Source organism: Pseudomonas sp. fls2-241-R2A-110 (genome assembly GCF_030209165.1).
Lineage (GTDB): Bacteria > Pseudomonadota > Gammaproteobacteria > Pseudomonadales > Pseudomonadaceae > Aquipseudomonas.
Window position 1 is genome coordinate 59,037 of sequence record NZ_JARVSN010000005.1, and the last position, 22,169, is coordinate 81,205.

Annotated in this window: 28 protein-coding genes; 22 read left to right on the forward strand and 6 right to left on the reverse strand. The window is 57.6% G+C overall.

All coding sequences use genetic code 11. The annotated features are described in order from the left end of the window. Nucleotides 1-162 precede the first annotated feature (162 nt). From QRN31_RS02660 to QRN31_RS02735, 16 genes are all read left to right on the forward strand, one after another. Nucleotides 163-735, forward strand: coding sequence for a phage baseplate assembly protein V (locus tag QRN31_RS02660; RefSeq protein WP_285430383.1), 573 nt, complete (start codon nt 163-165; stop codon nt 733-735). Next, the gene (locus tag QRN31_RS02665; protein ID WP_285430040.1) at nt 732-1,076 is read left to right on the forward strand and encodes a GPW/gp25 family protein; all 345 of its coding nucleotides are present in this window, start codon (nt 732-734) and stop codon (nt 1,074-1,076) included. The genes QRN31_RS02660 and QRN31_RS02665 overlap by 4 nt, the downstream gene beginning before the upstream one ends. Beyond that, on the forward strand, nt 1,073-1,990 hold the full coding sequence (locus tag QRN31_RS02670; RefSeq protein ID WP_285430042.1) for a baseplate assembly protein: 918 nt from the start codon (nt 1,073-1,075) through the stop codon (nt 1,988-1,990). The genes QRN31_RS02665 and QRN31_RS02670 overlap by 4 nt, the downstream gene beginning before the upstream one ends. Next, complete coding sequence (locus QRN31_RS02675) at nt 1,983-2,606, forward strand: phage tail protein I (RefSeq protein ID WP_285430044.1); 624 nt, start codon at nt 1,983-1,985, stop codon at nt 2,604-2,606. Before QRN31_RS02670 ends, QRN31_RS02675 begins: the two co-directional genes overlap by 8 nt. Beyond that, on the forward strand, nt 2,599-4,098 hold the full coding sequence (locus QRN31_RS02680) for a phage tail protein (protein ID WP_285430046.1): 1,500 nt from the start codon (nt 2,599-2,601) through the stop codon (nt 4,096-4,098). Before QRN31_RS02675 ends, QRN31_RS02680 begins: the two co-directional genes overlap by 8 nt. Before the next feature lie 7 nt (nt 4,099-4,105). Next, the gene (locus QRN31_RS02685) at nt 4,106-4,669 is read left to right on the forward strand and encodes a tail fiber assembly protein (RefSeq protein ID WP_285430047.1); all 564 of its coding nucleotides are present in this window, start codon (nt 4,106-4,108) and stop codon (nt 4,667-4,669) included. A gap of 105 nt (nt 4,670-4,774) precedes the next feature. Then, the gene (locus tag QRN31_RS02690; protein ID WP_285430048.1) at nt 4,775-5,944 is read left to right on the forward strand and encodes a phage tail sheath protein; all 1,170 of its coding nucleotides are present in this window, start codon (nt 4,775-4,777) and stop codon (nt 5,942-5,944) included. A 15-nt stretch (nt 5,945-5,959) separates the two neighbouring features. Then, complete coding sequence (locus QRN31_RS02695; RefSeq protein ID WP_285430049.1) at nt 5,960-6,475, forward strand: phage major tail tube protein; 516 nt, start codon at nt 5,960-5,962, stop codon at nt 6,473-6,475. 15 nt (nt 6,476-6,490) lie between these two features. Then, the gene (locus tag QRN31_RS02700) at nt 6,491-6,811 is read left to right on the forward strand and encodes a phage tail assembly protein (RefSeq protein WP_285430050.1); all 321 of its coding nucleotides are present in this window, start codon (nt 6,491-6,493) and stop codon (nt 6,809-6,811) included. A gap of 8 nt (nt 6,812-6,819) precedes the next feature. Continuing rightward, complete coding sequence (locus QRN31_RS02705) at nt 6,820-6,939, forward strand: GpE family phage tail protein (protein WP_285430051.1); 120 nt, start codon at nt 6,820-6,822, stop codon at nt 6,937-6,939. Continuing rightward, nucleotides 6,929-9,487, forward strand: a complete 2,559-nt coding sequence (locus tag QRN31_RS02710) for a phage tail tape measure protein (RefSeq protein WP_285430052.1) — start codon at nt 6,929-6,931, stop codon at nt 9,485-9,487. The genes QRN31_RS02705 and QRN31_RS02710 overlap by 11 nt, the downstream gene beginning before the upstream one ends. A gap of 5 nt (nt 9,488-9,492) precedes the next feature. After that, nucleotides 9,493-9,933, forward strand: a complete 441-nt coding sequence (locus QRN31_RS02715) for a phage tail protein (protein ID WP_285430053.1) — start codon at nt 9,493-9,495, stop codon at nt 9,931-9,933. After that, entirely contained in the window at nt 9,930-11,198 is a 1,269-nt protein-coding gene (locus QRN31_RS02720) for a phage late control D family protein (protein WP_285430054.1), read from the forward strand. Before QRN31_RS02715 ends, QRN31_RS02720 begins: the two co-directional genes overlap by 4 nt. A gap of 14 nt (nt 11,199-11,212) precedes the next feature. Further along, the gene (locus QRN31_RS02725; RefSeq protein WP_285430384.1) at nt 11,213-11,374 is read left to right on the forward strand and encodes a Com family DNA-binding transcriptional regulator; all 162 of its coding nucleotides are present in this window, start codon (nt 11,213-11,215) and stop codon (nt 11,372-11,374) included. Beyond that, on the forward strand, nt 11,375-12,226 hold the full coding sequence (locus tag QRN31_RS02730) for a DNA cytosine methyltransferase (RefSeq protein WP_285430055.1): 852 nt from the start codon (nt 11,375-11,377) through the stop codon (nt 12,224-12,226). A gap of 880 nt (nt 12,227-13,106) precedes the next feature. Then, nucleotides 13,107-14,087, forward strand: coding sequence for an HNH endonuclease signature motif containing protein (locus tag QRN31_RS02735; protein WP_285430056.1), 981 nt, complete (start codon nt 13,107-13,109; stop codon nt 14,085-14,087). Nucleotides 14,088-14,123: 36 nt separating this feature from the next. On the opposite strand, the gene QRN31_RS02740 is transcribed toward QRN31_RS02735, so the two are convergent. The 4 genes from QRN31_RS02740 to QRN31_RS02755 form a co-directional block, all read right to left on the reverse strand. After that, nucleotides 14,124-14,420: a hypothetical protein gene (locus QRN31_RS02740; RefSeq protein ID WP_285430057.1), complete on the reverse strand. Its 297-nt coding sequence runs from the start codon at nt 14,418-14,420 to the stop codon at nt 14,124-14,126. Between the two features lie 9 nt (nt 14,421-14,429). Beyond that, nucleotides 14,430-14,681 (reverse strand): hypothetical protein, encoded by a 252-nt coding sequence (locus QRN31_RS02745; protein ID WP_285430059.1) that lies wholly within the window; start codon nt 14,679-14,681, stop codon nt 14,430-14,432. Nucleotides 14,682-15,998: 1,317 nt separating this feature from the next. Then, the gene (locus tag QRN31_RS02750) at nt 15,999-16,331 is read right to left on the reverse strand and encodes a type II toxin-antitoxin system HicB family antitoxin (protein WP_285430061.1); all 333 of its coding nucleotides are present in this window, start codon (nt 16,329-16,331) and stop codon (nt 15,999-16,001) included. Further along, nucleotides 16,328-16,582, reverse strand: a complete 255-nt coding sequence (locus tag QRN31_RS02755; protein ID WP_285430062.1) for a type II toxin-antitoxin system HicA family toxin — start codon at nt 16,580-16,582, stop codon at nt 16,328-16,330. Before QRN31_RS02755 ends, QRN31_RS02750 begins: the two co-directional genes overlap by 4 nt. A 675-nt stretch (nt 16,583-17,257) precedes the next feature. Here QRN31_RS02755 and QRN31_RS02760 point away from each other — a divergent pair. Then, on the forward strand, nt 17,258-17,551 hold the full coding sequence (locus QRN31_RS02760; RefSeq protein WP_285430064.1) for a DUF3077 domain-containing protein: 294 nt from the start codon (nt 17,258-17,260) through the stop codon (nt 17,549-17,551). A 105-nt stretch (nt 17,552-17,656) separates the two neighbouring features. Here the strand turns inward: QRN31_RS02760 and QRN31_RS02765 are convergent, their stop codons facing one another. Further along, complete coding sequence (locus QRN31_RS02765; RefSeq protein ID WP_285430065.1) at nt 17,657-17,818, reverse strand: hypothetical protein; 162 nt, start codon at nt 17,816-17,818, stop codon at nt 17,657-17,659. Between the two features lie 98 nt (nt 17,819-17,916). After that, complete coding sequence (locus tag QRN31_RS02770; protein WP_285430066.1) at nt 17,917-18,252, reverse strand: helix-turn-helix domain-containing protein; 336 nt, start codon at nt 18,250-18,252, stop codon at nt 17,917-17,919. A gap of 115 nt (nt 18,253-18,367) precedes the next feature. Here QRN31_RS02770 and QRN31_RS02775 point away from each other — a divergent pair, with 115 nt between their 5' ends. The 5 genes from QRN31_RS02775 to QRN31_RS02795 all read left to right on the forward strand — a co-directional run bounded on the left by QRN31_RS02775 (nt 18,368) and on the right by QRN31_RS02795 (nt 22,168). Next, the gene (locus tag QRN31_RS02775; RefSeq protein ID WP_285430385.1) at nt 18,368-18,565 is read left to right on the forward strand and encodes a DNA-binding protein; all 198 of its coding nucleotides are present in this window, start codon (nt 18,368-18,370) and stop codon (nt 18,563-18,565) included. A gap of 49 nt (nt 18,566-18,614) precedes the next feature. Continuing rightward, entirely contained in the window at nt 18,615-18,905 is a 291-nt protein-coding gene (locus tag QRN31_RS02780) for an Ogr/Delta-like zinc finger protein (RefSeq protein ID WP_285430068.1), read from the forward strand. Next, on the forward strand, nt 18,902-19,144 hold the full coding sequence (locus QRN31_RS02785; protein ID WP_285430069.1) for a hypothetical protein: 243 nt from the start codon (nt 18,902-18,904) through the stop codon (nt 19,142-19,144). The genes QRN31_RS02780 and QRN31_RS02785 overlap by 4 nt, the downstream gene beginning before the upstream one ends. A gap of 73 nt (nt 19,145-19,217) precedes the next feature. After that, nucleotides 19,218-19,451: a hypothetical protein gene (locus QRN31_RS02790; protein ID WP_285430071.1), complete on the forward strand. Its 234-nt coding sequence runs from the start codon at nt 19,218-19,220 to the stop codon at nt 19,449-19,451. 5 nt (nt 19,452-19,456) lie between these two features. Then, on the forward strand, nt 19,457-22,168 hold the full coding sequence (locus QRN31_RS02795; RefSeq protein ID WP_285430073.1) for a bifunctional DNA primase/helicase: 2,712 nt from the start codon (nt 19,457-19,459) through the stop codon (nt 22,166-22,168). The last annotated feature ends 1 nt before the right edge of the window (nt 22,169 follow it).

The following is a 22,169-nucleotide window of genomic DNA, read 5'->3' on the forward strand; positions in this document are numbered from 1 at the left end:
CTAAAAAAGCCCACGAATTAACTTCGCACAGCAGCATGAAAGAATGGCTTCGAGGCAAAAGCACAAAAACCAACAAGAAATTGCAAATGCTTTCTATGTAATTTTTCACCATACAAGCGCAGTTAGATGCATTCAAGTGTGGTCGCCACCATCATCAGCGCCATGAACGACCTAGCCACCCTCGCCCGCTTGATCGAAAACCTCATCCGCTTCGGCACTATTGCCGCCGTCCAGATGAAGCCCCCGCGCGCACGAGTCAAAACCGGCGCGTTGATCACTGGCTGGCTCCCCTGGATAGCCCCGCGAGCCGGTGCCGACCGGGAGTGGAGCCCGCCGACTGTGAACGAACATATCATCCTTTTCAGCCCCTCCGGCCAGCTCGGCAACGGCATCGTCCTCACCGGTCTCTTCAGCGACCACTTTCCCGCCAACGGCGACCGCGAAGGCCTGCACCGTCGCACCTACCGCGACGGAACCGTGATCGAGTACGACAGCATCACCCACCATCTGAACGTCACCCTGGCCGAAGGTGGTACCACCAACCTGACCTGCAAAGGTGGCATTCACATCGTCGGCCCAATCACCCATGAGGGCGACTACACCCAGACCGGCAACCAAACCATCACCGGCAAAATCACCGCCTCAGTGGACGTAGTCGCGGCCAACATCAGCCTGGTCAAACACCCCCACGGCGGCGTCATATCTGGCAGTGGCATCACAGGACAGCCGCAATGAACCGAGAAACCGGCGCCGCCATCAACCTTGTCGAACACATCACCCAGTCCATCACCGACATCCTCACCACCCGCCTAGGCACCCGAATCATGCGCCGCGAGTACGGCAGCTTGCTGCCCGAGCTAGTAGATCAACCATTCAACGACTTCACCCGCTTGCAGGCCTACGCCGCCACCGTCATGGCCCTGATGCGCTGGGAACCGCGCATCAGCCTCAGCCGCGTGCAATTTCACGGCGCCACGTTCGCAGGCCAGTCAACCCTGGAGCTTGAGGGCAGCATCGTCGATACCAACGAGCCGTTGAGCCTAAGCGTTCCTCTGCAGCTGGGGGGCAGCGCATGAATACCTTCGTCGCCATCGACCTAAGCCAGCTCCCGGCACCGCATGTCGTCGAACAAATCGATTACGAGCAGATCCTCGCCGAGCGCAAAGCCTATGCCATCGGTCTCTGGCCAGCAGAAGAACAAGCCGAAATCGCCGCACGCCTGAACATGGAATCGGAGCCACTGACCAAACTGCTCGAGGAGAACGCCTACCGAGAAATGATCTGGCGGCAGCGGGTCAATGAGGCATCGGTGGCCAACATGCTGGCCTTGGCCAAGGGCGCCGATCTGGAAAACCTGGCAGCCAACTACAACGTCAAGCGGTTGGTCATTCAGGTCGCCAATCCCTCAGCCACACCGCCGCGGCCAAAGCTGATGGAAAGCGACGACAGCCTGCGCGAACGCGCCCAAATGGCTTGGGAAGGTCTCAGCACAGCAGGCCCGCGCAACAGCTACATCTTCCACGCACGTTCCGCCGACGGTCGCGTGGCCGACGCGACCGCAGAAAGCCCGAAACCCGCCGAAGCCATCATCACTGTGCAATCGGCCCTGGGCAATGGCCACGCTTCGGCGGATCTGCTGGCCGCCGTTAAAGCCTACCTCAGCGACGATGACCGCCGCCCGTTAGGGGATCGCCTGACTGTGCAGAGCGCACAGATCATCAACTATCAGATCAGCGCCGAGCTTTACCTTCTGACATCGGGCCCTGAATCAGAGCTGATCCTGAAAGCGGCCAAGGAACGGCTACTGAAATTTGTGCACCAACGCCGTCGATTGGGCCTGGAGGTTTCCGAATCCATCCTCCACGCCTCGCTGCACGTCGAGGGTGTACGAAAGGTTGTGCTGGAAGACTGGGACGACATTGTCGCCACTCCTTACCAGGCGCCCTATTGCACCGACGTTGCCCTGGCACTGGGGCTTGATGATGACTGACCTGTCCCTGCTCCCTCGCAACGCCACACCACTGGAACACCAAGCCGCCCAAGCCCTGGCCCAGATCCAGCGCGTCCCCATCCCGCTGCGCCAGCTCCACAACCCAGACCTTTGCCCGTTGCCCTTGCTGCCCTACCTGGCCTGGGCCTTCTCGGTAGACCGCTGGGACAGCCAATGGCCCGAATCGGCCAAGCGTTCGGCCATCCGCTCCGCCTACTACATCCACTCCCGCAAAGGCACCCTCGGCTCGCTGCGCCGAATCGTCGAACCACTGGGCTTTGTGATCGAAGTCGTGGAGTGGTGGCAGACGATCCCACTCGGCCCGAGCGCTACCTTCGCCCTGAACATCAGCGTGTCCGAAACCGGCATCACCGATCAGATGTACCAGGAACTGACCTGGCTCATCGACGACGCCAAACCTCTCACGCGCCACCTGATCAGCCTCGACATCATTCTGGAAACTCGCGTCGACTCCCATGCGGCAATTGCCATCGATGACGGCGACGAAATCGACGTCTATCCATGGGTCAACCCGGACATCGACGTGTTCATTCAGGGCTACCACGGCGCTCGCATTTACACCCTCGACGAACTGGACGTGTACCTTCATGGTTGATAAGAACACCCTTTTCGGCGGCATGCTCACCACCCTCGGAGCCGCCAAGAAAACCAACTGCGACGCCCTCGGCATCCCGTGGGAGCCGAGTTACATGCTGATCGGTGATGCCAACGGCAGCGACTCCGTGCCGGATCCGTCACAGACACGGCTGATCAATCAGGTGTACCGAGCGCCGCTGAATCAACTGCGCGTCTCCCCCAATGACCCGAACGTGTTGATTGCCGAAGTGGTGTTACCCCCCGAAGTCGGCGGCTGGTGGATGCGTGAGCTGGCCCTTGAGGATAGGGACGGTGTGTTTTGCGCGGTGGCGAATCTGGCACCCAGCTACAAACCGCTGCTGGCTCAGGGCACGGGGCGAAACCAGGTGGTGCGGATGCACATCATCACCAACGGCACCGCCAACATTCAGCTCAAAATCGATCCGTCCGTGGTCCTGGCCACCCGCGACTACGTGGATCGGTCGGTCAATGCGGGCGCAGCCTTCACCACGGTGTCGTCATCCAGAGCGTTAAAGCCCGCAGAAATGGGCTTCGTCTTGATCGACGCCAGCGCGGGGGCTTTGAACATCCAGCTGCCGCCGGCCGATGCCACCGTGGGCACGCGCGATCTGCTTGTTCACCGCAAAGACAACAGCAGCAATCGTCTGGTCATCAAGACGAAAGGCAAAGACACACTGAGATTTCATACGCACTTGAACCCGGCGGGCTATCCCTTTCTGGTGCTTATGGGTGCTGGCGATTGGTGGCATCTGCGCAGCGACGGGGCTGGGAGTTGGTGGCCGGTTGGGCGCTTTGATAACACGCCGCTGGGTCGCCCGGTCTTCGAAACCACCACCGTATTCAGTCCCGGCGGGTACGGTGCCTTGAATGGACAACTGCTCAAACGAACTGAATGGCCTTGGCTATGGGATCACGCCCAACAATCGGGAATGCTCAACCCGGAACGTCAGCGGCACATGGAGGGCGGATGGACCAGCGGCGATGACAAATCGACGTTTCGTGCACCTGAAGCTCGAGGCGAATTTTTCCGGGTATTGGACGAAGGCCGACAAGTCGATAAATCGACGATTTCGGGCGCTGCCAAATCCGGTAGCGCCGTTATTACCGACGTCAGAGGAAGGTCGCTCATAGCCATTGGCATGACGCTGGAGGGCAGCGATGTTCCGAGGGGCACCACCATCGTATCCATCAATGCCAATGAGATCGTCGTTTCGAATGCATTACAACAAGATGGCGATGGAGAGTGGAACGTTATCGGGCGAGTAGCGGGCTCATGGTCCCCCGACACTTTCGAACGTCACACTCACGGCATCTCGTATGGGGCTGGTACGGGTAGCCACGACACGCTCACGCCTGAAAATCTCCCCCGAACCGGACAGCATTCCTATGTGCTGGGAAGAAACACGTCACCTCCCTACATCGCTCGGGCCGGCAACGCAGAAACCCGCCCCCGCAACATCGCCTACCCCGGCCGTCTCAAAATGATTTGAGGTCTTGATGATTACCTACCTGATTGACGAAGCAGGCGCCCTTTCTGGCCCGGTCACCTTCCCGGCCATTCCGGGTTTCGGTCCACAACTACCCGGCAATGCGGTGCAAGTCCCAAAGGTACTTGCACCACCCGATTCAGGCAAAACCTGGGCGTTGATTGATGGAGCAGCTCAACAAATGCTCGACCTGCGAGGCACCGCTTTTCGCACCGCAGACGGCACGCAACAATCATGGCAACAGTTGGGAGAACTGCCCGAAAAACTGACCACTCAGCCGTGGCCGGGCGAACATTTCAAATGGCACGATGGGCAATGGACACTCGACCAATCAGCTCAACTCGCCGCGCAAAGCGCTCAAGTCCTGGACCATCGAGATCACTTGCTGCGTGACGCCCAACTGCGCATCGCGCCGCTTCAGTACGCGGAGAAACTGGGCACCGCCACGCCTGAGGAACAGGCATCCCTCCTGAACTGGATGGGCTACAGCGTCGAGCTCAACCGCATCGAGCAGCAGGACCAATTCCCCAGCACGATTGCATGGCCGACGCAGCCTCAACAGCAGCGCCGGTAAACACATGCGTTGTACTCAAACCGCCTACAACCCTCAACACGCGACGAATTGACCTGCGCGCGGCAGCCTGTGCACTGACTTAACCCTCACCGCACAGGCCGCACCATGTCCGACTACCTACACGGCGTGCGAGTCATCGAACTCAACGATGGCTCACGCCCGATCCGCACCATTCCCACCGCCGTGATCGGCATGGTGTGCACCGCCGACGATGCCGACGCGACGGTCTTCCCGTTTGATACCCCTGTCCTGATCACCAGCATCCAGACCGCCATCGGCAAAGCCGGTGTCAAAGGCACCCTCGCGGCCAGCCTCCAAGCCATCGCCGACCAGACCAAACCCTACGTCATCGTGGTGCGCGTGAAGGAAGGCCAGGACGAAGCCGAAACCACCAGCGCCCTGATCGGCACCACCACCGAGCTGGGCAAATACACCGGAATGAAAGCCCTGCTCGCTGCAAAATCACGGCTCGGCCTGGTGCCGCGCATTCTCGGTATCCCAGGCATGGACACCCTGCCCGTGGCCACCGCACTCGCGGGCATCGCTCAACAGCTACGGGCCTTCAGCTACGTCAGTGCCTGGGGCTGCAACACCAAGGAAGAAGCGGTCGCCTATCGCAAGAATTTCGGCGCCCGGGAAGTCATGGTCATCTGGCCCGAATTCCTCAGCTGGGACACCGTCACCAACAAAACCGTCAACGCCACCGCCACCGCTCGCGCCCTCGGTCTACGTGCCAAGATCGATCAGCAAACCGGCTGGCACAAAACCCTCTCCAACATCGCCGTCAACGGCGTGACCGGCATCAACGCCGACGTGTTCTGGGACCTGCAAAACCCCGCCACCGACGCCAACTACCTCAACGGCCACGAAGTCACCACGCTGATCAACGAGGGAGGCATGCGCTTCTGGGGCAGTCGCACCTGCAGCGACGATCCGCTGTTCGCTTTCGAGAGCTACACCCGCACCGCACAAGTGCTGGCCGACACCATGGCGGGCACGCAGATGTGGGCCATGGACAAGCCGCTGCACGCCTCTCTGGTGCGCGACATGATCGAAGGCGTCAACGCCGAGTTTCGCAGCAAGGTCTCCGCCGGCTATTTGATGGGGGGAAGTTGCTGGTACCCCGAAGGCATCAACACCAAAGACACGCTCAAGGCCGGCAAGCTCTGGCTCGATTACGACTACACCCCGGTTCCGCCGCTGGAAGACCTCACCCTGCGTCAGCGCATCACCGATCGCTACCTCATCAACTTCGCCAGCCAGATCAATCGCTAACCGGAGAGCTGCGCCATGGCCATGCCGCGCAAACTGAAAAACCTCAACCTGTTCAACGATGCCAACAGCTACGTCGGCGTCGTGAAGTCGGTCGTCCTGCCGCCGCTGGGTCGCAAGATGGAAGCCTATCGCGGCGGCGGTATGAACGGCCCGGTCAAAGCAGACCTGGGCTTCTCCGACGACGGCATCCAGTTCGAATGGAAGACCGGCGGCCTGGATCTGATTTCCCTGCGCCAGTTCGGTGCCGTCAATGCGTCGGGCGTTGCGCTGCGGTTCGCCGGGTCGTTCCAGCAGGACGACACCGGCGACGTCAGCGCCGTGGAAGTCGTGCTGCGCGGCCGTCACGAAACCATCGAAATGGGCGACCACGAACCCGGCGAAGACACCGAACACAGCGTCACCACCACCTGCAGCTACTACAAGCTGATCGTCGACAGCGAAGACATCATCGAAATCGACCTGCTCAACTTCATCGAGAAGGTCAATGGCGTCGACCTGCTCGAAAAACAACGCGCCGCTCTTGGCCTCTAACCCTTGGAAAACTTTATGCAGACCGTTGAAATCCAAACCCTCGCCGACGACAACACCGTCTCCCTCGACGCGCCCATCAAACGCGGCAAAACCAACATCGACGTCATCACATTGCGCAAACCCTCATCAGGTGAACTGCGCGGCGTGCACCTGGTGGAGTTGCTGAACATGGACGTGGCCACCCTAATGAAGATCCTGCCGCGCATCACTTCCCCCGGCATCACCGCACCGGAAGCCGCCGCAATGGACCCGGCTGACCTGCTCGCCTGTGGCAGCAAGATTTCCGGTTTTTTGTTGCAGAAATCGGCGAAGACGGACGCCTTCCTCGTTGCGTAGAGGACGCCATGGCTGACCTCGCGGTGGTCTTTCACTGGGCACCGGCTGATATGAATCAGCTGGGCCTGCAAGAGCTGATGGAATGGCGCGAGCGCGCCAGGGTGCGGAGCATCGCCGATGGCGAATGACTTAAAACTTCGGGTGCTGCTCAGCGCCATCGACAAGGCGACTCGCCCACTCAAGGCCATCAACCACGGCAGCATCGGCGCCGCCCGGGCGCTCAAAGAAGCGCGCGACAGCCTCAAGGCACTCAACGCGCAACAAAAAGACATCAGCGCCTGGCGCGCACAACGTGCGGCCGCCGAGCACACCGAACAAGCCCTCGGCGCCGCGCGGGACAAGGTCAAGGCACTCAGTCAGCAGTTCTCGGCCACGGGCGCACCCACTAAAGCCATGTCCAAGGACTTTCGCGCGGCTATACGCGAGGCGCAGAAGCTTAAGCAGCAACATCAACTCAACAGCGAGCAGCTGCAGAACCTGCGGGGTCGATTGAACGCTGCCGGCGTCAGCACCAAGAACCTCGGTGACCATGAGCGCCAATTGCGAGACCAGGTCCGCTCAACCAACCACAGCATTAGCGAACAAACCAAACGTCTCGCGGCCCTTGGCGCTCAACAGCGACGGCTGGCAGCAGCTCGCACGACCTTTGATCACTCCAAAAACCTCGCCCGCGACATGGCGGGCAAAGGTGCCGCCGCCACCGCTGGCGGAAGTGCGACCTTGTATGTCGGCGCAAAGCTGCTCGCGCCAGGCATCGACTTCGACGCCAGCATGAGCAAAGTGCAGGCGATCTCCCGGCTTGATAGGAACTCAGAAGCGCTCGGGGCATTGCGCAACCAGGCGCGCGAACTGGGCGGCAAAACACAGTTCACCGCCGGCCAGGCGGCGGACGCTCAAGGCTTTCTGGGCATGGCCGGCTTCGATCCTGCAGCGATCAAAGCCGCCATGCCGGGGATGCTCGACCTCGCGGCCGCTGGCGGCGCCGATCTGGCGCAGACCGCCGACATCGCTTCAAATATCCTGTCCGGACTCGGCATGAGCGCCGGCCAAATGGGCAAACTGGGTGATGTGTTGGTAGGGACCTTTACGCGCTCCAACACCAACCTGCAGATGCTCGGCGACACCATGAAGTACGCCGCGCCCATGGCGAAAACCTACGGAGTCGAGCTGGAGGTGGCCGCCGCCATGGCCGGCAAGCTGGGTGATGCCGGTCTGCAAGGCAGCATGGGCGGCACCGCACTCAGTTCCATCATGAACCGCTTGGCCGCCCCGCCCAAGGCCGCGGAAAAAGCCTTGGAACAACTAAAAATCGCCACCGCCGACGCCCACGGCAATTTGCGCAACCTGCCGGACATTCTCAAAGAGATCTACGACAAAACCCGAGACCTGGGCACCGCCTCAAAAGGCGGACTGTTCAAAGCCATCGCCGGTGAAGAAGCGGTCAAAGGCATGGCCCAACTGGTGGAGCAAGCAGGCACCGGTGAGCTGCAAAAGTTGATCGGGAACCTGCGTCAAAGCCAGGGCGAAGCGTCGCAAACAGCCAGCGTTATGGCCGACAACCTCAAGGGTGATTTGAAGACTTTAAGCAGTGCCTGGGAAGATCTCGGTATCGAGCTTCAAACCCAGCAGGATGGGCCATTGCGCGGGCTGATACAGTCCGTCACTGAGGTCATTCGAGGCATCAAAAGCTGGGCCAACGAAAACCCCAACCTCGCCGCCGGGCTGGTGAAAACCATCGCCATCATCGCCGCCCTGGCCATCGCCCTCGGCGGGTTGTTGATGGCCGCGGCCAGCGTCCTGCTGCCGTTTGCGGCGTTGCGCTTGATGTTCGCGTTGATGGGCCTTCGACTGCCCGGGTTGCTCAGCCTGTTGTGGAAACTCGGCCGATTCGTGTTGCCCTTCGTTGGCAAAGCGCTGCTCATGCTTGGGCGTGCATTGATGCTCAACCCCATCGGGTTAGCGATCACCGCCATCGCCGGGGCGGCTTACCTGATTTACGAAAACTGGGACGCGGTGAAGGCTTACTTCACCGACGCGTGGAAGGAAATCAAAGCCGGGTTCAACGGCGGCACGAGCGGCATCCTCAAGACCCTGGCCAACTTCAGCCCCATCGGATTGCTCTACCGTGCCTTCTCGGCAGTGATGAAATACCTGGGCATCGAACTGCCCAGCCGCTTTACCGAGTTCGGCGGGATGATCATCGACGGTCTGGTCAAAGGGCTGAAAGCCGGCTTCGGCAAACTCAAAGACGTCATGGGCGAGATCAGCGATTCGACCATTGGCTGGTTCAAGGAAAAGCTCGGTATCCAGAGCCCGTCGCGGGTGTTCGCCGAACTGGGTGGTTTCACCATGGCGGGCCTCGCCCAAGGATTGGAGCGTAGCCAGCATGAGCCTATCGGTGCGATGACCGTGGTCAGCAATCGACTCACGGCCACGACCCGGGCCATCACGCTCGCGCAGAACACTAGACCGTCTTCATTGACCGTTGATAACGGAGCACCACTCAAACCTGCCCAGCGACCGGCCTATGACAGTCACGACACCTACGAAATAACCATCCACTCGACACCCGGCATGGACCCGCTGGCGATTGGTCGCGCCGTGCGCGCTGAGCTGACCCGCGTCCAGTACGAGAAAGATGCCCGTCAACGCAGCCGCCTGGCCGACCTGGAGTAGTCCCCATGATGCTTGCCCTGGGCATGTTCGTCTTCAGCCTTTCCACTGCGGCTTATCAAACACTGCAACGCCAGACCGAATGGCGCCACGTCAGCAACTCACGCGTCGGCGCAGCCCCGGCTCGGCAATTTGTTGGGCGTGGTGACGACGCCATCACCCTCCCCGGCGTCATCCTCCCGGAGCTGGCCGGCAGCGCGCTCAGCCTGGATGCCTTGCGCCTAATGGCCAACACCGGCAAGGCGTGGCCCATGGTGGAAGGTAGCGGCCGCATCTACGGCCTGTGGGTGATCGACAGCTTGAACGAAACCAAAACGGTGTTTTTTCGCGACGGCACACCGCGCCGGATCGAATTTAGTCTCAGCCTCAAGCGAATCGACGACGACCGCATTGACCTGATTGGCGCCGGGACCAGCGTGGGCGTCAGCATCATGAGGAGCTTGCTGTGATTGATGCTGCGCTCTCACGGGTGACCGGTTTCCTAAATGACGCCGTCGAGCGCTACCAGCGCAACGCTAGTTATCCCGTCCCGGCGATCCGCATCACCGTCGATGAAAAGGACATCGCCCCTGCAATCATCCCTCGGCTGATAAGCCTCGATCTGATGGACAACCGAGGGATCGAGGCCGACCAGTTGACCCTCAGCCTCAGCGACCACGACGGCCTACTGGCGATTCCGCCCAAAGGCGCGATCATTCGGCTCTGGCTCGGCTGGAGTGATATCGGCCTTGTGGACAAAGGCACCTACACAGTCGATGAAATCGAACACAGCGGCGCCCCGGACGTGCTGAGCATCCGCGCACGATCGGCGGACTTTCGTAAAAGCCTGAAGACCAAACGCGAACGCAGCTGGAGTAACACCACGCTCGGCGACCTTCTTAGCGACATCGCCTTGGGCAACGGTCTGACCGCAACCATCGCCGCCGCCCTCACTGGCTTGCCCATTCTGCAGCTCGACCAGGCTAACGAATCCGACGCCAACCTGATCAGCCGAATCGGTGAGGAATTCGACGCGGTGGTCACCATCAAGGCCGGTTGCCTTTTATGTCTGCCATCTGGTGGCGGCAAGACCGCCAGCGGCGCCGAGCTGCCGCACATCACCCTCACCCGCGCCGACGGTGACCAGCACCGTTACCTGCAAGCCGACCGCGACACCTACGACGGCGTGCGCGCCTATTTCTATGACGTGAACAGCGCCAGGAAAGAGGCAGCCCTTGCCGGCGGCGGCGAACACCTCAAGGAACTGCGCCACACCTACAGCGACCGCCATTCCGCCCTGCGCGCGGCCCGGGCCGAGTTCAATCGCCTCCAACGTGGTAGCGCCACGCTCAGCTACACGCTGGCACTGGGGCGGCCGGATCTCATTCCCGAACTGACTTATACGCTCCAGGGCGTGAAGGACGAGATCGATGAAATCATCTGGTACGGCGGGAACGTGCAGCACACCCTCAGCGCAGACAACGGCTACACCGTCAGCCTGGCGCTGGAGAGCAAGCTGCCGGATGACAGCGTCGAGAGCCTGGTCGATGTGAATAAGGGGGACTTTACCGGTGTCATTGCCCACTACCGCCATAGGAAGACCGGCAAGGAAAAGACAGTGATGGCTGGAGATCAAAGTAAGCCGAAACGGATGTCATGGCTGTACGCCTCTGAGAAAGCGGCGAAACGGGCGGTTGATCGGCAGTGGACGCGGATACAGGCAGATAAAACATGAGCAAGGACGATCTCATGCAGGACATACGTTGCGGCCAGTGCCGCCGCAAACTCGCCGCCGCCAGCGGCTTTATTGAATTACAGATCAAGTGCCCGCGTTGCCGGACACTCAACCACTTGAAGGCCCCGAGCCTCCCCCCCAGCGTGCCGCGAGCATCCAGAACAACGAGTTCATGAATGCAGCGACCCACCATTGGAAGCCTGTTCGCAGGCATAGGAGGCTTTGATGTCGGATTTGAAAACGCCGGTTACCGCAGCGCCTGGCAAGTTGAGCTCAACCCCATCAACCGGGCTGTGCTTGCCGATCGATTTCCCCATGCACGCCAATTTGAAGACGTGCGTGATTGCGGCGCCCACAACCTGTCCCCTGTCGATGTCATCACCGCCGGTTTCCCTTGCCAGGACATCAGCATCGCTGGTGCCCGAGAAAGCAACAGAGACAGCCGCGGACTACGCGGCGAACGCAGCGGATTGTTTTGGGAAGTCATACGAATCCTCAAAGAAACTCAACCTCGCTGGGTGGTCCTTGAGAACGTCGTTAACCTGCTCGCTGTCAACGATAGCCAAGACTTTGAAACAGTCATCCGGGCCCTTGCGGACTGCGGGTATGTGGGATTTTGGCGAGTGCTTAATGCTCAATATTTCGGAGTCCCCCAGCAACGTCGTCGAATATTCCTGGTCGCAGGTTATCGACAAATGCCCCCCTTCGAGTTCCTGGCTGACGCCGCGCCAGTGGACGCAATACCTCCAGCGTCTCAATCGATCCAGTGGCCACGCCCCGCGGATGCCTGGGCTGCCAATACTCTATTGGCCAGCAAGGCCGGCTCCCAGATCTCTCTGGGCTGTACCACTCTCGTCGCTCACGCGAACGGATGGGATCAGATGGCTGAGCGGCAGCGAACGGCTGAGGATGATGGGTTTTGCCTCGGACTGGATGCGGCCAACCTTGCAGAGGCTTTCGGTGCGGGAAACGCCGTTGTTACGCAGGTCGCGGAGTGGGTTGGGCGGGGATTGATAAGGGCGGGGTAATGGGCTGAGAGCGGTCAAAACGCTTCGGCTTGTCAATATATGGTTAATTAATTGCGCGTGCACTTTGTTGAGAGGGAAGTTTATGTACTTATGTACTTACGTACCTTTGTACTTATGTACCTCGCCTGCCATTTCGGAAATGGCTGCGTTGCAGTTTAGTTATCTAAAGTCGACCACTACCGTTCGTCGGATACCCTGTGGCGTTTGCGTCACCACAATAACTTGTTGCCGTTAGTGCCGACAAGGCCCCGAAAAATAGCCCGACCCTAGTAAATCCGCCAGTTGCCGGAAAATCCCGATACAGCCCGAACTGATTTGATGCAGAGCCGGGCTCTGAAACGAGAAAGCCCGCACAGGGTGCGGGCTTCAGGCAGACGTTTTCAGGTTGATTCGTTACCGAAAACCTGTGGTAGCATCTTGCTCAACCACTTACAGACATACTTCTTTGTTGCTGGCACTTCGAAGGGTATGGCTACGTGACGCACTCGTCAACCCGGTTAGGTTGTCAATATATGGCATAAGTTACGTGAGTTGTATTCACGCAATCGGCGCGACAAAAAAGTAATCAATGTAAATACAATGTTTACACGTATTACAGAGTACGTCACTGAGCTGAGTGGGAGGTGCTGTGAGTTCTTAAATAGAATCGCAGCTTTTAGCTTTCCTTTGGAGTTTGAGCGAATGAAGAAATTCATTGGTCGATATCTTCCTGAAGAACTGATTCGAGCGTTGCAGGCCGCATATTGGTCGATCCGCCTGATCAGGATTCTTCAACAGGTGTAACGCACGACTGCAGGGGCCATTGGCCCCTGCTTTCGTTTCGGTACCCATACGGCTTTACGGGATTCAGTGCGCCAGTTGCCAATAGGAGAACATCACGTTGACACGTCCCTTCCGTACAGAGGAAAGCATCCACGCCGAAAGAATCACCCGGGATGCGGTTGCCCCCTTCCTCGCAGCCTGTGGTTTTCAAGACATCGATGAAAGCCGGCACGTTTCGGGCTCAGCTATCACCCAGCTTATCTCGGCAAGCATGCCTCAAGGCCAACGGGTGAGAATGCGGGTTCGGTTATGCTGGCGAAGACGAAGTGTCGAGGACTTGAGGTTCTCCGCAGCCCAGCTACGTGCACGATTGATTGATGATAACTGGGACACGACCCTTCAAAAAATAATGCAACGCGATCTGGAGCAAGGGGTAACGCACAACCTAATCCTGCAGCGAGACGGCGCTGTCATCGTCTACGCGGCGCTAATACCCAGCAATGATCTGAAAGGCATCTTCGACGCTCAGGCTAAAGTGAGCCAAGAGTTGATCGACAGCGGCCAGATGAAAAACATCAAGAAGAATCACGCCAAAAACGGAAACAGTCCGACTGTCTATCTCATGGATCAACGAACGTCAGGGGCACACCAAGTCGCTGACGTACTTTGGAAATGGCCGGGCGTAGTCGACCTGGTGAAGCTACCTATGCTGACGTCTTTGATTGATGAGGACGCCATGGACGACTGCCCCCCGCTGATCGATTACTCCATGCTCGGCACAGACGCGCCAGTGCAACGCCCTGTGCTTCGTGCTGAATACCCCCGTGATCGAAGAGTCAGGGCAGCCGTACTAAAACGAACCCATTCCTGCGAACGGCATGGATGTATGAGTCACCGCACCTACAACGGCTTTCTCGACGTTCATCATATTCTGGGAGTAAAGATGGGCGATCGCGTCTGGAACTGTGTGGCGCTCTGCCCGAACTGCCACCGCGACGCTCACTTCTCACCGGAAACAGATAGCATCAACTTAGAGCTGCTGCGGTATGCCGAGCAGTTCAAACCCATCGATGCAGAAGGAGCGCTCAACGATGAGTGACCGATTCTCGACCCAAATGGAACGCCTCCTACATACCTACCCAATCCGACACCACCAAGACTGTGCGTAGGCACAACCTTCGATGTACTCAATGCCACTAAGCACAAAACCAGTAACAGCCATACCTGCAAGCGTTGCATCGAGTAAGGGCGGCAAGGGATCAGGATCAAGTGGCATGCCCACGTCTACACGGGCGACGTTCGTGGCCCGCCCCAACTCCTTGCAGACCGATGAGTTCACCATGACATTTCCTTTGATCGGGGGGTAACGGCGCCGTGCCTTAGCATCGAGCGCGATGCCGCGAGATCTCATCGGGGTCACCAGTAGGTGCATATAGAGGCCCTATTCGTCGCTATCGATGTCGAGCATTGATTCGACGGCAAAGGCCAGCGCCGCGTCTGCCAGCTCGAGTAGATCGCAGAGGTCGCCGTTATCAATCAGTTTTTTGTCGTGTAGCGCATGAGCTTCAGTCAGTAAGGCTTTGTGATGAGCGCCTGGCTGGGCGAGTAGCGCGGCCTTGTCTGCAAGCATGGCTTGCCAGTGGGAAAAATCATTTCGGGCGGCGGGGACTGCCGTTGTGGTTGAGGTTTTCATCAAGTCGGACTCCGAGCCAAATACTGTACGCATAACCAGTATATTCAGAATCTTAGGATGTCACCTACAGATGCCGACGAAGCGTCCTACAGACATCAGAAAGCAATGCAGGATAAATCCTACTTATGACAGTTTTTATAAAGCAAAAAAAAGCCCGTCTCAGCCGAAACTGAAACGGGCTTCCCCCGCATTAACGACCGTTACTTCAGGTCGTCAAAGTGGTCTCGCAGGAACTCGTAAAAGCGAAACGCTTGAAACGATCTCCATACGAGGCTCAGCGTACGCAGCAAAAGCTTCATACGTTTTGGCCTCCAGGTTGGGGGCCAAACCTCCAGCGCACTTACCGGATCACACGAGCCTTCGGACATACACGCTAATGTTGTCCATGAGGCGGCCGGTTGAGTCCCCCCCGAACTAACATCCGGCACGGGTGCAAAACCGTGTCAGAGGGCGTGAAACTGTTATGTAACCGGCCAAACCTCACAGCCGCATTAGCATGTGAGCGCCGGCATATTAACCTAGAAACTTCAGCGCAGCGGCTGGTCTTTGACGTTCCAAGGCAAAGGGAGGATGTGTTTTTGTAAAACGTTATTTCTGTCAGGTTATTTCTATCGCTTAGAACACCGAAATTCTCTAGTGATGCCTTCATATGACGTGAATCAATCGATGGAAAATAACGTTGCAAGGATAAGCAAAGCTTAATACTATGCCCCCACGCTAATGTTGTCCGTGAGACGTACCAAGCTACAGCCGCAAGCTGAGGCTTACGAAAGAACCGCCCCGCAAAGGCGGTTTTTTTTCGCCTGTCGTTTAGTCGCTGGTCATGCGCTCTGCGCTTCGGACGGTACGAGCCGCCCTATGGCTTCAAATCTTCCAGTGGCGCGATCCTCAGAAGGCAACAAACGTTGCAAGGAAGGGCGAAGATTCATAAGATGGATGCACGCTAGTGTTGCCCGTGAGATGCACCAAGCCTCAGGCGCAAGCTGTGGCTTACGAAAGAACCGCCCCGCAAAGGCGGTTTTTTTTTCGCCAGGCGTTTAGATTTTAGTCGTGTGCGCTTCTCTTCGGGCTGTGCCGAATCGCTGCACAGTGGATCGAACCGCGAGCATCAAATAAAGCGCTCCACGCACTCCAGAGCCGCCAGTCGCGAAAGGAAAAACGTTGTAAGGCCGGGGAAGAATCAATAATATGGTTTTACGCCAATGTTTCCCGTGAGACGTACCAAGCTCCAGCCGCAAGCTGAGGCTTACAAAAGAACCGCCCCGCAAGGGCGGTTTTTTTTCGCCTGTCGTTTGGTCTTGTTCATGTACATGAGGCTTAGGCATGCGCCTCACGATCTAGGACATCAGCCACCCACTGATTGATACTCTTGTGGGCGAGCTGCGCTTTTACGGCGACAGTCGCGTGGAGTGCCGGCGCTAAACGCAGGCTGAGCTTGCCCGAATAAGGCTTCTGCGGCTCACGGCCAAGCTTGGCACATGTGTCCAGGTAATCAGTGACGGCCTCTTCAAATGCATCTCGAAGCTCACGTACTGACTCGCCATGAAACCCAACGACGTCTTTGATACCCGCGATGTGGCCCACAAACAGACCGTCTTCGTCGCTGTATTCAATTCGGGCGGCATAGCCCTGATAATTCATTACGTTCATGGGATGACTCCTGCTTGTTCAAGAAAAGCCCGGGCATCACGAACCTGGTAGGGCTTTGCTTCTTTGTCTGGGTGGGGTCGGTGAAAAGTGGCGACCACATCGTTCAGTTCAAAACGAACCCGGGACCCATTGCCTTCAATGGTTCTGGCGCCAGCGGCACCGAACAGGGACTCAATGCGGGCCCACTCCAGGGTGGCTGGGGTCGGCCTCGCAAACACTGCTTTCAGGGTACTGAGCTGTTTGTTATTCATGGTATTATATCATGATACCGTACAGGGCTAAGCAATCGCGGATTACACCGCCGATGCATGAAGTGAATCATCCGACACGCACTCAATAAAAACGCCGGTTATCCAGATATGGGTAACCGGCGTTTTTTTTGGGGACTCATCGCAAAACCGAAAATTGAGAATTTCCGGCGGGCGACTTAGTGAATAAACTGGCGCCCTGAGCGGTCTTTGCTTGCCAGATGTTCAGGTTTTGTGTTGCACGGTTATCAGAATATCTGGGTGACTCTCGTTGAAGTTGTAGGCAAAATCCGAGACTTGCGTGAGAGGGTACGCTTGCTGGGTGTTTTGGCAGACTACCGTCTTGTAAGCCTTATATTCGGCGGGATACTCTCCAGTCGTCGCTGCAAAATCAGCGACCAGGTGTAGGAACCTGAAATGAATTAAGGCGTCACAGCGCCAATAAGTATTGCAGGCGCTTTTTTGTGTCCGCAATAGCGTTCTATGGCGGCTGTGCGCGGGACACCTTCGGGTGTGCCGGGTGCCTTGATTCCCGGTATTCCTACCCTGCGTACGGTCGCCACCTCATCCCGTAGGAAGGATGGTAGCGACTCCTCAAATCAAGGAGCTGCAAATGCAAAACAATGGATACCTTTCTAGCTATACATCCCACGACCACCTCATCAACGGAGGTGGCAAATGACCGAGCCATTAGAAGCTAAAACCATCGGCCTCACCCCCTGCATCTATTGCGTGGACAATCCGTTGTTCCATGTCAGCGCCGGCGTTCCTGTCGACGCAGCCTTGGCCATGGCATCCGATCTGCTGTTCCTGGCCAAAGCGCTTTCAAAAGATGCGGCTTACGACAGAGAATCCGACCGTTTTTCGTGGGCCGCGCACTATTTGACGGCTCTGGGGAAAGCGGTGATTGATGATGTGGTCAAAGCCGTTACGCCGCGACCTGTCAGAGCGGCCATGAAAGTCGCCAAATAGTAGTAACGAGTCGCGCATAAAAAACCCGGCGAATAGCCGGGTTCTTTTAAGAGTACTTGGTGCAGTCAAACACTATTGAACTGGCTCCCCTAATTCCTACATCGGTCAGAGCGCCGCCAGCGTCTGCGCGAAATGCAGGATATAGCCCTGATCAGCCTCAGACATCTCTCTGTACGATGTAAGAAGATTCGACTCATCTTGTGTTAGCTCAGAATTTTCGCTGGTGTTATCCCCGCGAATGTTCTCTTTATTATCCTGATCCAACATGCACACTACTCCGTTAAGTGATTGCAGGCGCAACGTTACTTAGGAGCGTGAAAAATCAAAATCGAAATCCGTCGTAACGAATGTTAAATATCGACGAGTTATTTCTTGGCGTTGGAAAGGCAGGTGACTTCGGACATGGCGCCGACAATGCGATGCACAGCTTTTTGGTCATAATCGGACAGCGTTCTGAATTGCTGGATCAAGCGTTCTTCGGCCTCGTTGAGTCCTTCGACAGCGCGCAGCAAACGCCCGCCAGTCAAGACGTACAGCACGTCAACACCGGCCGCGGCCACGGCAGAGAGGTAGACAGAATCAGCGTTTCGCTCGCCTTTTTCGTAACTGCCCTGGGTATTGCGGGTGATGCCACCCAGTTGCGCAAAGGCTTCTTGATTAAGGCCCAGTCGCGTCCTTTCTTCACGTAGGCGCTCACCCACGGCAACGTCCAAGTGTTCTGTAGATGCACAACTTTTCAAGCTTTCACCCTTTACAGGCCAAAATGTTTGGGCATAATGGCGAAAAATTCAACCCGGATGCCCACGAATGGACACTATGCCCGCCCCTTTAACCACCGAGCAAGCCCGAGCAGCACTTGATCGAAAAGGAATCAGCCTCGCTGAGTTCTCTCGCCAACATGCACTGAGCAGCAACTTGGTCAGCGACCTGTTAAATGGGCGAAAAAAGGGACGCCGCGGGCAGGCACATCGAGCCGCCGTATTGCTGGGCATCAAAGAAGGCACCATCGATTAATAAGGCGGACGCTCTACCCCGTTGTTAGAACAGCGCAAGGATGCATTTAGTGAGCACTTACAAACTGGTTTGCCCTCATTGCCACTCCCGAATGCGGATACGCACCAGCGAAGGGACCCATATTTTTCTACGCGTCGCTTATCTGCAATGCACCAATGAAGCCTGTGGCTGGTCGGTTCGCGCCGAGTTCGAAATGACTCATGAGATGAGCCCCAGCGGGATGGCCAACCCAACCGTGAAGCTTCCACTGGCAGACACGGCCCTGCGTCGTGAAGCCATGAAACAAACCAACGATCAGCTCGAACTGCTGCCGAACCAAGGACCGGAGACCGCACCATGACGCTTACCCAAGATTCTTTTCAGGATTACCGCACCAGCATGCAGGAAGCCGCTCGCGCTTATTTGCTGCGTCACCAGGCGCACTACCTGTCCGACTCCGATCGGCTCTTCGAAAGCTGCGTACGCCATTTGATTGTGGCCCTTGAAGTGCCCACCAGTACCGCGACAAAGCTGGTGCATCTGGCCTGGAGTGAAATCCAGGACAGCCCACAACCACGCGCAACGCAAAGCACGCTGTAACCCCCACCAAACAAACCTCACACCTATGCCCCGATGGGTAAGGGTGACCTGCGCCCGGAATTTGAAGTGGACCATGGAAATTAACGTCGCCATCACCGCAAAGCTGCCCCGTGAGCAGGCCGAAGTCCTGCTTAAAACGCTGCGCACCCAGTACTCAGCGCAGTTCAACGAGTACTGGTATGACGACCGCTTTCGCCTGATCCCCGAGGGTTTGCGACACGGCTCGCTGCTCGCCGCCTTCCCGATTATGGCGGCGCAAAAACGCCTGATTGGTGCCCTCAAACACAGCCTCGGCGAAGCGAAGTAAACGCCATGAACATGAAGCACGAACTACGCGCCGACATCCTCCAGCGGCTTCTGTCCGATTACGGCCTCAAACACAAGGCCGGAAAATACATGCGCGAAGGCGAATGCCCGGCCTGCAGGAAGAAAGAGCTGTACGCCTTCCACGACGCCCCGTGGATGATCCGTTGCGGCCGGGGCAAGTGCGGCCAGACCTGGCATGTGAAGGAAATCTACGAGGATCTGTTCGACGATTGGAGCAAGCGTGCGCCCTCCTCCGACCAGTTCCCTACCGCGACTGCTCGAGCCTATCTGGAGTTTGCGCGTGGCTTTCGCCTCGATCTGATTCAGGGCTGGTTTACTCAGGACACGTATTTTTCCGACACATTGAATGCCGGCAGTGCGACGGTGCGCTTCGCTCTCGACAAGGGCGGTTATTGGGAACGGCTGATTGATCGGCCGCACCGCTTCGGCAAGATGAAAGCACGGTTTAAACCGGGTGATAGTCCGCGTGGCGTGTGGTGGTACCCGCCTTGTGTGGAGCTGCTGGAAGTCAAAGAGCTGTGGATCGTCGAGGGTATTTTCGATGCCATTGCTCTGGTGCATAACGGCATTGCAGCGGTATCGGCGATGTCGTCCGGCGCCTACCCCGAAGACTCGTTGAAAGAGCTGTCACGACAACGCGGCGGCAAGCTACCCAAATTGATTTGGGCGCTGGACAACGAACCCGGCGCGCACAAATACACCAAGCGTTGGGTGCGTCAGGCTCGCGCCTTGGGCTATGAATGCGAAGCCGCGCAAATTCCTCAACCGGATAGCCGCAAGGTTGATTGGAATGACCTGCACCAGCGCTGGGCTTTCATCGATGACGAAACACTACGTGCCGAGCAGATCAAAAAAGACCTGGCTACCGCTCGCTACCATGGCTCTCTGCTGATCGCTGAAAGCGCATCAGAGAAAGGTGTGCTGATGTACGACTGGCGCGAGCGCCATGAATTTCACTTCGGCTTCGACAGTCGTTTGTACTGGTTCAAGATGGACCTGGAGAAGTTCAGCAAGGCCATGCTGATGCTGGAGGCTTCCGACCGCCATGAAGATCAACTACTCAACGAAGTGCAACGCCGTCAAAAGGCTTTACGGCAATGCGGCGGCGTAGTGGAAATTGCCAACTGTTATCCGCAGGCACTGTATTTCCAACGCAACGAAGTGACCGACGAATCCTGGTACTACTTCCGTGTTGATTTCCCTCACGACAGCGGCAGCGTCAAAAACACCTTCACCGGTGGCCAGGTTGCCGCCGCCAGCGAGTTCAAGAAACGCCTGCTCAGCATGGCCGCCGGCGCGGTGTTCACCGGCAGCGGCAAGCAGCTCGACAAGATCATGAAGGATCAACTCTTCAGCCTGAAAACCGTGGCGACCATCGATTTTGTCGGCTACAGCAAACAGCACCGCTGTTACGTGTTCGGCGACCTCGCGGTGCGCAACGGCATCATCAGCGTGGTCAACAAAGAGGACTTTTTCGAGTTCGACAAGCTGCGGCTCAAGACGCTGCAAAAGTCGATCACCATGCACATTCAGCGCGACAGCAAACAATACCGCGCCGACTGGTTACCGATGCTGTGGCTGTGCTTTGGCGCCAAGGGCATTGTCGCCCTGGCGTTCTGGTTCGGTTCACTGTTCGCCGAGCAGATCCGGGCGCAGTACAAGTCCTTCCCCTTCCATGAGCTCACGGGAGAAGCCGGTGCAGGCAAAACTACGCTTCTGAACTTTCTGTGGAAATTACTGGGGCGGGAACACGAAGGGTTTGACCCGTCAAAATCTACCCGGGCTGGACGTCAGCGCGCCATGGGCCAAATCTCCAACATGCCGGTCGTGTTTATCGAAGGCGATCGGAATGAGCCGGACAAGGTCCACGCCAAGAGCTTCGACTGGGACGAACTGAAGGATTTCTTCGGCGGCGGCACACTCGGCACCAAAGGCATGAAAACCAGCGGCAACGAGACCTACGAACCGCCGTTTCGAGGGACCGTCGCCATCAGCCAGAACGCTGCAGTCAGTGCGTCCGAGGCGATCTTGACGCGGATTATCAAGTCGCACTTCACACGCCCAGAAGTGACCACAGAGAGCCGTGCAGCCGCTGACAACTTGAACCTGATGCCGGTAGAACAGTTGAGTCACTTTTTGCTGATGGCCGTGCGGGCTGAACCACAGGTAATGGCGAAGTTCGCCGAGCGTGTGACGGTGCATGAACAACGCCTGCGCAAGATTAAAGAAATCCGCGTTGAGCGGATCATCAAAAATCACAGCCAGATGATGGCCTTGGTGGATTGCCTGTGCCTGGTCTGCCCGCTGGATGAAAACCAGGTGGTCACCACTCACCAGCAACTGACCACCATGGCCCTGGAGCGGCAATCCGCGATCAGCGCTGACCATCCCATGGTGGCGGAATTCTGGGAGGTCTTCGACTACCTGGAAAGCCTGGGTGAAGGGCCTCAGGTCAATCACAGCAATGACCCACAACTTATAGCGATCAATCTGAATGAATTCGCCGAGCTGGCCAGCGAACATCGGCAGAGCCTGGCCGACCTGAAAACGCTCAGGTCACTGCTGACCGCCAGCCGTAGCCGTAAATGGCTTGAGAGCAATAAAGCGACGTACAGCGCCGTTCGTGCTTCGCAGGTCGCCAAAAACCCACTGGCTAGCCGTTCGATGACGGTGAAGTGCTGGATATTTAAAGCATAAC

Coding starts and splice junctions, on each gene's coding strand:
- QRN31_RS02660 (WP_285430383.1), top strand. CDS start 163: ATGAACGACCTAGCCACCCTCGCCCGCTTGATCGAAAACCTCATCCGC.
- QRN31_RS02665 (WP_285430040.1), top strand. CDS start 732: ATGAACCGAGAAACCGGCGCCGCCATCAACCTTGTCGAACACATCACC.
- QRN31_RS02670 (WP_285430042.1), top strand. CDS start 1,073: ATGAATACCTTCGTCGCCATCGACCTAAGCCAGCTCCCGGCACCGCAT.
- QRN31_RS02675 (WP_285430044.1), top strand. CDS start 1,983: ATGACTGACCTGTCCCTGCTCCCTCGCAACGCCACACCACTGGAACAC.
- QRN31_RS02680 (WP_285430046.1), top strand. CDS start 2,599: ATGGTTGATAAGAACACCCTTTTCGGCGGCATGCTCACCACCCTCGGA.
- QRN31_RS02685 (WP_285430047.1), top strand. CDS start 4,106: ATGATTACCTACCTGATTGACGAAGCAGGCGCCCTTTCTGGCCCGGTC.
- QRN31_RS02690 (WP_285430048.1), top strand. CDS start 4,775: ATGTCCGACTACCTACACGGCGTGCGAGTCATCGAACTCAACGATGGC.
- QRN31_RS02695 (WP_285430049.1), top strand. CDS start 5,960: ATGGCCATGCCGCGCAAACTGAAAAACCTCAACCTGTTCAACGATGCC.
- QRN31_RS02700 (WP_285430050.1), top strand. CDS start 6,491: ATGCAGACCGTTGAAATCCAAACCCTCGCCGACGACAACACCGTCTCC.
- QRN31_RS02705 (WP_285430051.1), top strand. CDS start 6,820: ATGGCTGACCTCGCGGTGGTCTTTCACTGGGCACCGGCTGATATGAAT.
- QRN31_RS02710 (WP_285430052.1), top strand. CDS start 6,929: ATGGCGAATGACTTAAAACTTCGGGTGCTGCTCAGCGCCATCGACAAG.
- QRN31_RS02715 (WP_285430053.1), top strand. CDS start 9,493: ATGATGCTTGCCCTGGGCATGTTCGTCTTCAGCCTTTCCACTGCGGCT.
- QRN31_RS02725 (WP_285430384.1), top strand. CDS start 11,213: ATGCAGGACATACGTTGCGGCCAGTGCCGCCGCAAACTCGCCGCCGCC.
- QRN31_RS02730 (WP_285430055.1), top strand. CDS start 11,375: ATGCAGCGACCCACCATTGGAAGCCTGTTCGCAGGCATAGGAGGCTTT.
- QRN31_RS02740 (WP_285430057.1), bottom strand. CDS start 14,420: ATGCACCTACTGGTGACCCCGATGAGATCTCGCGGCATCGCGCTCGAT.
- QRN31_RS02745 (WP_285430059.1), bottom strand. CDS start 14,681: ATGAAAACCTCAACCACAACGGCAGTCCCCGCCGCCCGAAATGATTTT.
- QRN31_RS02750 (WP_285430061.1), bottom strand. CDS start 16,331: ATGAACGTAATGAATTATCAGGGCTATGCCGCCCGAATTGAATACAGC.
- QRN31_RS02755 (WP_285430062.1), bottom strand. CDS start 16,582: ATGAATAACAAACAGCTCAGTACCCTGAAAGCAGTGTTTGCGAGGCCG.
- QRN31_RS02760 (WP_285430064.1), top strand. CDS start 17,258: ATGACCGAGCCATTAGAAGCTAAAACCATCGGCCTCACCCCCTGCATC.
- QRN31_RS02765 (WP_285430065.1), bottom strand. CDS start 17,818: ATGTTGGATCAGGATAATAAAGAGAACATTCGCGGGGATAACACCAGC.
- QRN31_RS02775 (WP_285430385.1), top strand. CDS start 18,368: ATGCCCGCCCCTTTAACCACCGAGCAAGCCCGAGCAGCACTTGATCGA.
- QRN31_RS02785 (WP_285430069.1), top strand. CDS start 18,902: ATGACGCTTACCCAAGATTCTTTTCAGGATTACCGCACCAGCATGCAG.
- QRN31_RS02790 (WP_285430071.1), top strand. CDS start 19,218: ATGGAAATTAACGTCGCCATCACCGCAAAGCTGCCCCGTGAGCAGGCC.
- QRN31_RS02795 (WP_285430073.1), top strand. CDS start 19,457: ATGAACATGAAGCACGAACTACGCGCCGACATCCTCCAGCGGCTTCTG.